This window comes from Rhodanobacter sp. GW835-FHT13D09 (assembly GCF_058793995.1).
The window spans coordinates 71,723-84,771 of sequence record NZ_JBXAGL010000013.1 but is presented as its reverse complement, the minus strand read 5'-3'; the positions used below and the strand labels follow the sequence as shown (position 1 = coordinate 84,771).

Annotated in this window: 5 protein-coding genes and 2 pseudogenes; 2 read left to right on the top strand and 5 right to left on the bottom strand. The window is 71.4% G+C overall.

The genetic code is table 11. The features are described from left to right. Nucleotides 1–132 precede the first annotated feature (132 nt). The 5 genes from AC1Q5A_RS15440 to AC1Q5A_RS15420 all read right to left on the bottom strand — a co-directional run bounded on the left by AC1Q5A_RS15440 (nt 133) and on the right by AC1Q5A_RS15420 (nt 8,227). On the bottom strand, nt 133–1,542 hold the full coding sequence (locus AC1Q5A_RS15440) for a sensor histidine kinase (protein WP_492702162.1): 1,410 nt from the start codon (nt 1,540–1,542) through the stop codon (nt 133–135). After that, nucleotides 1,539–2,228 (bottom strand): response regulator, encoded by a 690-nt coding sequence (locus AC1Q5A_RS15435; RefSeq protein WP_114345612.1) that lies wholly within the window; start codon nt 2,226–2,228, stop codon nt 1,539–1,541. The genes AC1Q5A_RS15440 and AC1Q5A_RS15435 overlap by 4 nt, the downstream gene beginning before the upstream one ends. A 284-nt stretch (nt 2,229–2,512) precedes the next feature. Beyond that, complete coding sequence (locus AC1Q5A_RS15430; RefSeq protein WP_492702160.1) at nt 2,513–3,382, bottom strand: alpha/beta hydrolase; 870 nt, start codon at nt 3,380–3,382, stop codon at nt 2,513–2,515. 256 nt (nt 3,383–3,638) lie between these two features. Continuing rightward, complete coding sequence (locus AC1Q5A_RS15425) at nt 3,639–5,882, bottom strand: TonB-dependent receptor (protein WP_492702158.1); 2,244 nt, start codon at nt 5,880–5,882, stop codon at nt 3,639–3,641. 113 nt (nt 5,883–5,995) lie between these two features. After that, nucleotides 5,996–8,227 carry a glycoside hydrolase family 3 C-terminal domain-containing protein gene (locus AC1Q5A_RS15420; RefSeq protein WP_492702156.1) on the bottom strand — a complete coding sequence of 744 codons (2,232 nt, stop codon included), beginning with the start codon at nt 8,225–8,227 and terminating at the stop codon, nt 5,996–5,998. 142 nt (nt 8,228–8,369) lie between these two features. Between AC1Q5A_RS15420 and AC1Q5A_RS15415 the strand changes: the two are divergent. After that, nucleotides 8,370–9,068, top strand: a pseudogene (locus AC1Q5A_RS15415) (DEAD/DEAH box helicase); the annotation flags it as partial. Nucleotides 9,069–9,170: 102 nt separating this feature from the next. Next, nucleotides 9,171–13,034, top strand: a pseudogene (locus AC1Q5A_RS15410) (Lhr family helicase); the annotation flags it as partial. Between the last annotated feature and the right edge of the window lie 15 nt (nt 13,035–13,049).

Genomic DNA, 13,049 nt, shown 5'->3' with positions numbered 1-13,049 from the left:
TAGACGGATTCCATGACGACGCCTCGCGGAAGGCGCATGCGTCGGTAGATGGCAAGGATACCCGCGCGTGTCGCCGCCGTGAAATCCTGCTTCCTCCGGACGACAGTGGAGTGGGGGTCGCGCGGGACGCGGTCATGCGGTGGAGGTCAAGGCAGCCGGTGGGGGTGGAAAGTGTACGTCCACACGCAGGCCGCATTCCTGCCCATTTCGAAAGACGACCTCGGCATGATGGCGCCCGGCGATGCGCTGGACGATGGCGAGGCCGAGTCCGCTGCCCTGCTCCTGGCTGCCGCCGACACGGAAAAAACGCTCGCTCAACCGCGGCAGCAGTTCCGTCGGCACGCCCGGCCCGTTGTCCTCGACGCTGAGGGTGGCGCCGCCGCCGTCCCGCGCCTGCAGCCGCACCGTGATGTCGCTGCCGCGGCCGGCGTAGCGCACGGCGTTGTCGATCAGGTTGTCCAGCAGGTCCTGCAGGCCGGCCGCGTCGCCGAGGATGTACAGCGGCTCCTGACGACCCTCGTAGCCGAGGTCGACACCGGCGCGGATCGCCTCGTACACGCGTTGCGACACTGCCTCGGGGATCAGCCTGGCGAGATCGAGCAGGCGGTAATCGCCGGTGTCCGCCGGAGCCGCCTGCGCACGGGTCAGCGCGAGCAGCTGCGAGGAGGTGCGCGCGGCCCGCCGGGTCAGTCGCTGGATGTGGTCGAAGGCGTCGGACAGCGTCTCCGGCCGCGGGTCGGCGAGCGCGCGGTCAACGTGCAGGCTCAGCCCCGCCAGCGGGGTGCGCAACTGGTGCGCGGCATCGGCGATGAAGCGGTCGTGCAGGGCCAGCATGCCGCGCAGGCGACCGAACAGCGCGTCGATGGTGCGGGTCAACGGCTGGATCTCCTGCGGCACGTCGGGACCGTCGATCGGCGCCAGTTCGTCCGCGCGGCTGGCCAGCCGCGCGGTCAGCGGTTCGAGCACGCGCAGACCACGGCTGACCCCGAACCAGACCAGCGACAGCACGCAGGCGATCAGGAAGGTCTGCATGACCACCGCCAACAGCAGGATCTCGCGCGCCTGCTCGTGGCGGTCGCGCAAGGTCTCGGCGACGACGATGGTGAGGCTGTCGCCGGGGTCGTCCGCCGGAGTCACCCGCACGTCCGCCGCGCGCAGGGTGTGCCCGTCCAGGCGGGTGTTGTACAGGGTGGGCGTGGCGTCGGGCACCAACGCGGCCACCGGTCGCGCCAGCCGGCCGTCGCCCGCCAGCAGGCCGTGCCGGGAGCTGCTCACGCTGAAATAGCTGCGACCGACCGGATCGTATTCGAGCAGGAAGCGCGCCTGCGGCGTCAGCCCGCCGGCCTGCGGATCCTTGCCGAGCATCTTGGCCAGCGTCAGCGCATCGCCGCCGAGGTCGCGGTCATGCACCCGGTTGGCGTAGGTCAGCGCCACGCCGTAGCTCAGCAGCGCATCCAGCAGCAGCAGTACCGCCATCGGGATCAGCAGGAATACCAGCAGCCGGCGACGCAGGCTGGGGCGCAAGGGCGACGACCGCTTCATGCCGACCCGCTGCCTTCTTCGGCAAGCTCTTCCAGCAGGTAGCCCAGCCCGCGGATCGTGCGCACGCCGGTGCCGCTGCCGTCCAGCTTGCGGCGCAGGCGGTGGATGGCGATGTCGAGGCCGTTGTCGGTCAGGTCCTGGTCCCAGTCGCACAGCGCCTCGACCAGTTGCGCGCGGCTGGTGACCCGGTCGGCGCGCAGCGCCAGCGCCTCCAGCAGGCCGAACTCGCGTGCGGTGAGCTCCAGCGGCGTCTGGTCGACCCAGGCACGATGCCCGGGCAGGTCGAGCCGCAGCCGGCCGAGTTGCAGCTCCGGCTTGCCCTGGCTGCTGGCTCGCCGCAACAGCGCCCGCACGCGCGCCTCGAACTCGGCCAGCTCGAACGGCTTGACCAGGTAGTCGTCGGCGCCCAGGTCGAGCACGCGCACGCGGTCGGGCAGGCCGTCGCGCGCCGTGATCACCAGCACCGGCAAGCCGGTGCCGCGGTTGCGCAGGCGCTGCAGCACCTCGCTGCCGTCGAGCACGGGCAGGCCGAGGTCCAGCACCAGCAGGTCGTAGTCGTGGTCGCGCAGGGCCGCATCGGCGAGGCCGCCGTTGACCACGTGGTCCACCGCATGACCGCCGTGCCGCAGCGAGGCACGAATGCCTTCGGCAATGGACAGGTCGTCCTCGGCCAGCAGAATGCGCATCGAAACTCCGGGTTGTACGCGAATGTGCCGCATCATGGACCACCGGGTCGATGCTGTCTCGTGCGGCTCGGCGGCGTGGATGGGGGCGCGGCGGACCGGTTTCCAGTCTTCTCCCGCGTCCGTTCAGACAACGCCGACGGCCGGCGGTTCGCGGCGTGGCGCCGGTTCAGTGCGTCACGTTCACCGGCAAGGCGCTGAACGCGCCGCTGCAGGCCGGTGCGGTGCTGGTGTGCGGGCCGGGCTGCCGCAGGGTCGGGCTCCGTGCCGCCCGGCCTGCGCCGATGTCACTCCGGCGTCTGCCGGCCCAGCCAGTCGCCCAGCTGCATCAGCACCTGGCCGCGCCCGGGCTCGGCCTCGTTGAACAGCTCGTGGTACAGCGTCGAGAAGAAGCGCGTGGTCAGCCGGCCGGTCGCGGCCGCCTTGCGGGCAAACTCGCGGCTGCCGGACGGGTCCACCAGCTCGTCGCTGTCCGCCACCAGCAGCAGGGTCGGCTGCGCCAGGCGGGTGGCGTCGGCGATGCACGCGGCACCGGCGCGGAAGATGAAATCGGCCAGCCGCGGCGTGATCCAGCCGTGCTGCAGCGGATCAGCGCGGTAGTCGGTCATCACCTGCGGATCGTGCGACAGCTTGTCGACGTCCAGCCCGTTGCGCAGCGACAGGCTCGGTGCGACGCGGCTCAGCAGCCGCGCCAGGGCGATCATCCGCGGCGACTCCCAGCTGCGCAGCGCCGGCGAGGACAGCAGCAGCGCCGGCGCTGCAACGCGGCCATCCAGCGCCGCACGCAGCGCGACCAGCCCGCCCATGCTGTGGCCGAGCAGCAGCGGCGGATGCGGCAGGCCGCTGGCGTAATCGTTGTAGACGGTGGCGAGGTCCTCCACCAGGTCGTCGCCGTGGCGCAGCCGGCCGCGGCCGCCCGGGGTCTGGCCGTGGCCGCGCTGGTCGTAGCCGCGCACGGCGTAGCCGCGCTGGTTGAACCACGCCGCCAGGCGCCGGTAGCGGCCGCTGTGTTCGCCCAGCCCGTGCACCAGCAGCACCGCGCCGCGCGCCTGCGGCAGCGGCCAGTCGCGCAGGAACAGCCGCTGGCCGTCGGCCAGGTCGAGCCAGGACGTGGGTTCGGTGCCGTCCGCAGGACGGTTCTGCAATGCCGCGTGCATGGGTGGTTTCGCGTCCGTTTTTCGGGTCCGGCGCCGCCGCGCGTGCCGTAGGGGTCGGCACGGATCCCGGCGGGCCGGGGTCCGTGCCGGTGCAGGCATCAATGTTCCGTGAGGCGGACTCCCCCTCGGCATCCTCGCGGGCAGCGGCCGGCCTGCATCTTGGCATGGCCGCCCGCCGCGTGCATGGCAGACCCGGGCCGCGGCGCGGGCGATGCGCTGCCCGGCCGCGCCGGGCGTCGGCGCGGCCGGGTACGACTTACAGCTCGGCGCGGAATTCCACGCCGATGATGCGCGGGTCGTTGACGAAGGCGGTGCGGTTGTTGAAGTCGATCGCGCCGGTGATCGCCCGCTTGTCGGTGATGTTGCGGCCGTACAGGGCGACCTCGCGGCGGCCGTAGTCCCAGTTGTAGCCCAGCCGCACGCCGCCTTCCAGCAGCGCCTTGCCCTTGAACTCGGCCGAGTCGTACAGGAAGAAGTTCACCTCGCTGCGGTAGTTCCAGTCGGTATAGACGAAGAACTCGCCGCTCTCGCCGTAGGGAATGCCATAGCGCGCGGTGAGCGTGCCGATCCACTTCGGCGCGTTCGGCAGGGTGTTGCCGTCGACCAGCGCGTTGCCCGCGGCGTCGCGCGGATCGAGCACGGTGCAGCCGGAACCGCACACCGCCACCGCCAGCCCCGGGTCCTTCAGCTTGGTGAAGTTGTAGCTGCCGCCGGCGGTGAGCACGAAGTTCGGCGTGAGGTAGGCCTCCAGGTCGAACTCGGCGCCGTAGCCCTGGGTCTTCTTCGCGTTGATCAGGCGGGTGACGTTGATGTCGCCACCCACCGCGGTGAGCTGCTGGTTGTGCATGTTGTAGCCGTACACGTCCGCGTTGAAGCGCACGTGGTTGTCCATGCCGGTGGTCTTCACGCCCAGCTCGTAGCTGGTGATCGTCTCGGGCTTGGCCTGCGAGATGAAGTCGGCGAACAGCACGCGGCCCTGCACGCTGGGCGCACGGAAGCCGTTGGCGACACGCGCGTAGACGTTGACGTTCGGATTCAGCGTCCAGGTGCCGGTTAGGTCGCCGCTCCAGCGTGCGTCGTGCGGCTGCGCGGTCAGCTGCAGCGGGCCGCCGCCGATCGGCGACAGCACGCGGTCCACCTTGAAGTCGCGCGAGTCGTGCGACCAGCGCGCGCCGGCGCGCAGCTCGAAGTCGTCGGCGAGCTGGTAGTTGGCCGAGCCGAACAGCGCCCACGCCTTGGTGCGCTGGGTCTGCCTGGCGTAGCCGTCCAGCGCGTGATTGTTGAAGGTGGCGTAGTCGAAGTTGCTGATCGCGATGTCTTCGTCGAACCAGTAGGCACCGACCTGCCAGTTGAGCTTGTTCTGCCCGTTGCTGGCGAGGCGGAATTCCTGTGTGATCTGGCGGTCGTGCGGCAGCGCATCGGCGGTCTCGACCGGGAACGGGATGAAGCCCGGGCCCATCGGCGGATGGAACACCGCGCCGTAGCCGCCGTCGACGTCGCCGAGGGAGTAGGTGGTGGCATGCTCCAGCCCGGTGATCGAGGTGAAGGTGGTGTCGCCCAGGTTCCACGCCAGGTGCAGGTTGCTGCCCCAACTGAACAGGTGCTGCTTGTTGCGGCCGTCCTGCGCTACCTTGTAGCGGTCGAAGCCGGGCATGAAGCTGGGGCTGCCCAGCTCGATCGCATTGGCGCGGTTGACCATCGCGCTGCCGTCCAGCCAGCGCGCGTGGCCGTTGAGCAGCGCGCTGAAGCCGCCGTCCTCGTACAGCGCCTGCAGCCGCACGGCGCGGTCGTTGTAGCCGCCCAGCACGTCCTTCTGGCCGGTGTAGGTATTGTCGATCCAGCCGTCGCGGTGCTGCGCCAGCGCCGAGATGCGGCCGGACCAGTGGCCGCCCAGAGCGCCGCCCAGCGCGGCCTCGGCGTTCGCGGTGCCGAGCGAGCCGTAGGAGAGGCGGGCATAGCCGCTGGTTTCCTGGCTGGGCCGCACCGACTCGAACTTGATCACGCCGGCCGGCGAGTTGCGCCCGAACAGGGTGCCTTGCGGGCCGCGCAGCACTTCGACCTGGGCCAGGTCGAACAACGGGAAGCCCTTCAGGATCGGGTTCTCCTGCACGATGTCGTCGTACACCATCGACACCGGCTGCGAGGCGTTGAGGTCGAAGTCGCTGTTGCCCAGGCCGCGGATGTAGAAGCGCGGGAACTCGCGGCCGTAGGAGGTCTCGGCATACACGCTCGGCGCGCGCGAGGCGAGCTGCAGCACAGTGTCGCCGGACTGGCCGAACGCCTCCAGCTTGTCCGGCGTCAGCACGGTCAGCGCCATCGGCACCTTCTGCATGTTCTCCACCCGCTTCGAGGCGGTGACGTTCACCGTCTGCAGTTCGGTGGCCTTGGCGGCCTGCGGCCTAGCCGGTGCAGCGGCCTGCGCCGCGGCGGCGACCGGCGCCAGTGCGGCGGCAAGGCAGGCAGCAAGTACGGCGGGACGCAGCGAGGTGACAGCGCGCATGGTCGGTCCTTTTGTCGGGGGAATGGACGACCGCAGTGCGGCCCACTCCGACACCGCGTCGTCAACGTATTGTCATACGACCGGCCATTTTGTGAAAGCGGACCGCGACCAGGCTAACGCTGCATGCCGGCGGGAAAGACGCCGGGCAAGCGCCATTTCGCCTGCTGCTCGATCTGCGCCGAGGAATGGCCGAGCAGCAGGTGGCCGGTGCCGGCCTCGACGCGCCAGCCGTGGTTGCGCTCGTCGTAGCGCGCGAAGCGCACCGCCGGCAGGGTAAGGCGGATCCGTTTCGTCTCGCCCGGCTGCAGCGACACCTTCTCCCAGCCGACCAGCCGCGATGCCGCGTCGCCGTGGAGCCGCGCGTAGAGCTGCGGCACGTCGGCGCCGGCGCGCCGGCCGGTGTTGGTGACCGTGAACGACGCCGTCACCGTGCCGGCGCCATCCGTGGCGACGGCCAGCGGGCCGTAGCCGAAGGTGGTGTAGCCGAGGCCGTAGCCGAACGGGAACAGCGGCTCGCTGCCGCGGCGCTGGAACCAGCGGTAGCCGACGTCGGCGCCCTCGATGTCGTAGTCGACCGTGTCGGCGGGCTGGCCCTGCGGCGGCAGGCCGATCTCGGCCAGGCCGGCGCCGGCGATGGCCGGGCGCGGCAGCTGCGACTCGTCGCGCGGCCAGCTGAGCGGCAGCCGGCCGGACGGATCGACCTCGCCGAACAGCAGCCGCGCGATCGCCTCGCCGCCGGCGCCGCCCGGATACCACGCCTCCAGCACCGCCCCCGTCTGCGCCAGCCACGGCATCGCCACCGGGCCGTTGTTCTCCAGCACCACCACGGTGTGCGGGTTGGCCTTGGCGACGGCGGCGACCAGCGCGTCCTGGTTGCCGTCCAGCGCCATGCCCGGACGGTCGAACGACTCGGCCGCCCACTGCTGCACGAACACCACCGCCACCTCGGACGACGCGGCCAGCTTCGCCGCGGCCTCGATGTCGGCGCCGCTCGCGTAGCGGGCGTTCCCGCCCACGCGCCGGGCGATCGCCGCCAGCGGCGCGGACGGGTGGTACTTCACCGGTCCGGGCCACGCGGTCGGCGCCAGGCCGACCACCGGGTTGCCGTCCGGCGCGGTCACCGCCGACGAGCCGCCGCCGGCCAGCACGCCCTTGTCGGCGTGCGCACCGATCACCGCCACCGACTTCAGCGTTGCCGCCAGCGGCAGCAGCCTGTCCTGGTTGCGCAGCAGCACCGCGCCGGCTTCGGCGGCATCCTGCGCCACCTTCGCGTCGGCGGCGTAGTCGATCGGCGCCGGTTCGGCCGGGTGGTCGATCGCGCCGACCGCGAACAGGCTGCGCAGGATCCGCTGCACCATGTCGTCCAGCCGCGCCTGCGGCACCTCGCCCCTGGCGATCGCCTCGCGCAGCGGCCCGTCGAAGTAGACCTGCGGGTCGAATGTCTCGCCGGCCGATTCCTGGTCGAGCCCGGCCAGCGCCGACTTCGCCGCGCTGTGCACCGCGCCCCAGTCGGACATCACGAAGCCCTTGAAGCCCCAGTCGTGCTTGAGCACCTGGTCGAGCAGCCACTCGTTCTCGCAGGCATAGGTGCCGTTGATGCGGTTGTAGGCGCACATCACCGAGCCCGGCTCGCCGACGCCGAGCGCGATCTCGAACGCGCGCAGGTCCGATTCGCGCGCGGCGACCGGATCGAGCTTCGCGTTCATCGTGTTGCGGGCGGTTTCCAGGTCGTTGACGGCGTAGTGCTTGACCGTGGACACCACGTGCTGCGACTGCACGCCGCGCACCGTGTGGCCGACCATGATGCCGGCCAGCAGCGGATCCTCGCCGGCGTATTCGAAATTGCGGCCGTTGCGCGGATCGCGCAGCAGGTTGACGCCGCCGGCCAGCAGCACGTTGAAGCCCTTGCGGTGGGCCTCGAGGCCGATCATCGCGCCGCCGGCCTCGGCCACCGCCGGGTCCCAGCTGGCCGCCGTCGCCAGCCCGGAGGGCAACGCCGTGGCGCCATCGCTGCTGTGGGCGTTGAGCGGGCGCGCCACGCCCAGCCCCGCGTCGGTCTCCTGCAGCGCCGGCAGGCCCAGCCGCGTCAGCGCCGGCACGAAGCCCGCCGAACCCAGCGCGCCGGCCGGCATCGGCCGACCGTCGGAGCCGCTGCCGTAGCGGGCGGTGATCAGCTGGAACTTCTCGTCCGTGGTCATCGCCTGCACCACCAAGGCGGCGCGCGCATCGGGCGACAGCGCGGCGTCCATCCACGGCCGTGTCGACGGTTGTTCCGCGGCGGCCGTGCCGGCCATGACGGCGAGGGCGATGGCGCTGGCAAGCAGATACGGCGTGCGACGGGACATGGACGACCTCGGCATGGGAAAGGGGGTGGCGTGGCAGTGGCCCACAGGGTGCTAACGTAACGTTTTCATCGCAAGCCACCACGTCACGATCCGACGCTTCGCGCTTGCGTGCAGCGCCGATGGTACCCATCTCCGGAGGACCATGACGCCCCCGCTCGCCGATTTCCACCCCGCCGTCGCCGCGTGGTTCCGCGGCGCCTTCGCCACGCCCACCGCGGCGCAGGCAGCCGCGTGGCCGTCGATCCGCGCCGGGCGGCACACCCTGGTCGCCGCACCGACCGGCTCGGGCAAGACCCTCACCGCGTTCCTCGCCGCGATCGACGCGCTGGTGCGCGAGGGCGTCGCCCACGGCGGTGCGCTGGCCGACGCCACCACGGTGCTGTACGTGTCGCCGCTGAAGGCGCTGTCGAACGACATCCACCTCAACCTGGAAGCGCCGCTGGAAGGCATCCGCGCCGAGCTGGAGAAACTCGGCCTGCCCGACGTGGCGATCCGCACCGCGGTACGCACCGGCGACACCCCGCAGGTCGAACGCAACCTGCTGCGCAGGCAGCCGCCGCACATCCTGGTGACCACGCCCGAATCGCTGTACATGCTGCTGGGATCGGCTTCCGGGCGCGCCATGCTTTCGGGCGTGCGCTCGGTGATCGTCGACGAGATCCACGCCATCGCCGGCAGCAAGCGCGGTTCGCACCTGGCGCTCTCGCTGGAGCGGCTGGAGTCGCTGTGCCAGAGGCGATTGCTGCGGATCGGCTTGTCGGCGACGCAGAAGCCCATAAGCATGGTCGCCGACTTTTTGGTCGGTACTGGAGACACCGCTCTTGCCCCTCCCCCTGTGAGCAGGGGGAGGCTGGGAGGGGGTGAAGCTCTCGATCTTGAGTCCAAGAGCAAGAGCACCCCACCCCAACCCTCCCCTGCGAGCAGGGGAGGGAGCCCAGTCACCATCATCGACGTAGGCCACACCCGCCCCCGCGACCTCGCCATCGAGGTGCCGCCGGTGCCGCTGGAAGCGGTGATGTCGAACGACAGCTGGGAGCTGGTCTACGACCGCATTGCCCAGCTGGTGCGCGCGCATCGCACCACCCTGGTCTTCGTCAACACGCGGCGGATGGCCGAGCGCGCCGCGCGACACCTGTCCGAGCGGCTGGGCAATGAGCACGTGGCGGCGCATCACGGCAGCCTGGCGAAGGAGCTGCGGCTGGATGCCGAGCAGCGGCTGAAGCGCGGCGAGCTCAAGGTGCTGGTGGCGACCGCCTCGCTGGAGCTGGGCATCGACATCGGCGAGGTCGACCTGGTCTGCCAGCTCGGCTCGCCGCGCTCGATCGCCGCGTTCCTGCAGCGCGCCGGCCGTTCCGGCCACAGCATCGACGGCACGCCGAAGGCGCGGCTGTTCCCGGCCACCCGCGACGACCTGATCGAATGCACCGCCCTGCTCGACTGCGTGCGCCGCGGCGAACTGGATGCGCTGGTGATGCCGCCGCAGCCGCTCGACGTGCTGGCCCAGCAGATCGTGGCCGAGGTGGCCTGCAGCGAGTGGGACGAGGACGCGCTGTACGCGCTGGTGCGCCGCGCGCATCCCTACCGCGACCTCGCGCGCAGCGGATTCGACGCGGTGGTGCGCATGCTGGCCGAGGGCTTCACCACCCGGCAGGGCCCGCGCGCGGCGTACATCCATCGCGACGCGGTGAACCGGCAGCTGCGCCCGCGGCGCGGCGCGCGGCTCACTGCGCTGACCTCCGGCGGCACCATTCCGGACACCGCCGACTACAAGGTGGTGCTGGAGCCGCAGGCGATCATCGTGGGTACGGTGAACGAGGATTTCGCGGTCGAGAGCATGGCCGGCGACATCTTCCAGCTCGGCAACGCCAGCTACCGGATCCAGCGCGTCGAGCGCGACCGGCTGCGGGTGGAGGACGCGCACGGCGCGCCGCCGAGCATCCCGTTCTGGCTGGGCGAGGCGCCGGGGCGCAGCGACGAACTGTCGTTCGGCGTGTCGCGGCTGCGCGAGGAGATTTCCGCACTGCTTGAGCCTGAGCCCCTCTCCCTCCGGGAGAGGGGTTGGGGTGAGGGTACGGTTGTCGCCGAACACTCCGGCACGCCCGAACCCTCTCCCTCGATCCCTCTCCCGGAGGGAGAGGGAGGCAAGGCACGCGCGCTGGCCTGGCTGCGTGACGAGTTGGGCCTCCCCGACGCCGCCGCGCAGCAACTCGTCGACTATCTCGCCCGCGCCAAGGCCGCGCTCGGCGTGCTGCCCAGCCAGCGCACCCTGGTGCTGGAGCGCTTCTTCGACGAATCCGGCGGCACCCAGCTGGTGATCCACACGCCCTGGGGCAGCCGCATCAACCGCGCCTGGGGGCTGGCGCTGCGCAAGCGCTTCTGCCGCCAGTTCAACTTCGAGCTGCAGGCGGCGGCGACCGAGGACGCGATCGTGCTGTCGCTGTCCACCAGCCACAGCTTCCCGCTGGAGGCAGTGGCGCACTACCTGCACTCGAACAGCGCCGAGCACGTGCTGGTGCAGGCCGTGCTCGACGCCCCGCTGTTCCCCGCGCGCTGGCGCTGGAATGCCGTCACGGCACTGGCGCTGCCGCGCTTCACCGGCGGCAAGAAGACCCCGCCGCCGCTGCAGCGGATGAAGAGCGAGGACCTGCTCGCCGCGGTGTTCCCCGACCAGGTCGCCTGCCTGGAGAACATCGTGGGCGAGCGCGAGGTGCCGGACCATCCGCTGGTCAACCAGACCCTGCACGACTGCCTGCGCGAGGCGATGGACGTGGACGGCCTGCTGGCGATCCTGCGCCAGCTCGAAGCCGGCGCCATCGCCATCGTGGCGCGCGACCTCACCGCGCCCAGCCCGCTCGCTTCCGAAGTGCTGAACGCCGCGCCGTACGCGTTCCTCGACGACGCTCCGCTGGAGGAACGGCGTACCCAGGCGGTGCAGACGCGGCGTTGGAACGGCGCCGACAGCGCTGACGGCCTCGGCAGGCTCGACTCCGAAGCCATCGCCGCAGTGCGCGAGGAAGTCTGGCCGCAAGTGCGCGATGCCGACGAGATGCACGAGGCGCTGACCCTGCTGGGCTTCGTCACGGCGGCCGAGGTCGACGCCAACTCCGGCTGGCGGGAACGGCTGCAGGCACTGTCGAGGGCGCAGCGCGCGACCCGGCTCGGCGACGTCTGGACCACCGCCGAGCAACTGCCGCTGTGGCGGGCGCTGCATCCCGCCGCCGCGATGCAGCCGCCGATCGCCGCACCCGCCGAATACGCCGCGCAGGCGTGGTCGCGCGAGGACGCCGTGCTGGAACTGGTGCGCCATCGCCTCGGCGGACTCGGCCCCGTCACCGCGGCTACCCTGGCCACCTCGCTGGCCATCGATACGGGCGAGGCCGAACAGGCCCTGCTGCGCCTGCAGACCGAAGGCTACGTGATGCAGGGCCGCTTCAGCACCGATGCCGCGGATACCGAATGGTGCGAACGCCACCTGCTGGCGCGCATCCATCGCTACACCATCGGCCGGCTGCGCCGCGAGATCGAGCCGGTCAGCCGGCGTGCGCTGATGCGCTTCCTGTTCGACTGGCAACACGTGTCGGCGGCCACCCGACTGAGCGGGCCGGACGCACTGGCCGCCACGCTGGCGCAACTGGAAGGCTACGAGGCGGCCGCCGGTGCGTGGGAGAGCGAGCTGCTGCCGGCGCGCATCGCGGATTATTCGATCCACTGGCTGGACGAGCTGTGCCGCGCCGGCCGCGTCGGCTGGGCCCGCCTGCGCACCGGCAGCGGCGGTGGCGGCGGCCCGGTACGCAGCACGCCGATCGTGCTTTTGCCGCGGCGTGAATTGGCCGCCTGGACGTCCGTAGCCGCGGGCGAGCCGCAGGAGATCCTGCTGTCGTCGCGCGCCCAGGCCGTCGCCGATACGCTGCGCGAACACGGCGCACTGTTCTTCGACGAGCTGCTCGCCGACACCCGCCTGCTGCGCACCGAACTGGAGGACGCGCTCGGCGAACTGGTCGCCGCCGGCCGGATCAGCGCCGACAGCTTCGCCGGCCTGCGCGCCCTCCTGCTGCCGGCGGCGAAGCGCGACGGCGGGCGGCATCGCCGGCTGCGCCGGCACCAGCTCAGTGGCATCGAGGATGCGGGACGCTGGGCGCTGGCGCGCGGCACGGCGAAGAGCACCCCACCCCAACCCTCCCCTGCGACCGAAGGAAGCCCCTTTGGGGCCGTGCAGGGGAGGGAGCACGACGCGGCAAGCCTTGCCCCTCCCCCTGCTCGTCCGCAAGGGACTTCCTTCGGTCGCAGGGGGAGGCTGGGAGGGGGTGAGGCTCTTGATCCTGACGCCATCGAACACATCGCCCGCACCCTGCTGCGCCGCTACGGCGTGGTGTTCTGGAAGCTGCTGGAACGCGAGGCGCCATGGCTGCCGCCGTGGCGGGAATTGCTGCGCGTTTACCACCGGCTGGAGGCCCGCGGCGAGATCCGCGGCGGCCGTTTCGTCGAAGGCCTGGTCGGCGAGCAGTTCGCCCTGCCCGAGGCGATCGCGCCGCTGCGCGCGGTGCGCTCGCGCGCGGACGACGGCGAGCTGGTCTGCCTCAGCGGCTGCGATCCGCTGAACCTGGTCGGTACCGTGCTGGCCGGCGACAAGGTGCCGGCACTGGCCGGCGCGCGCGTGCTGTACCGCGACGGCATGCCGATCGGAGCGCTCGTCGCGGGCAAGGTCATACCGGTGGTCGATCTCTCCCCCGCCGACCTGCAACTGGCGAAACATACTCTGCTGCGCCACCCACCCGCAGCGCCGTCGGCGCGGGCCGCAGCGAGCTGAAACGTATCGCCGCGG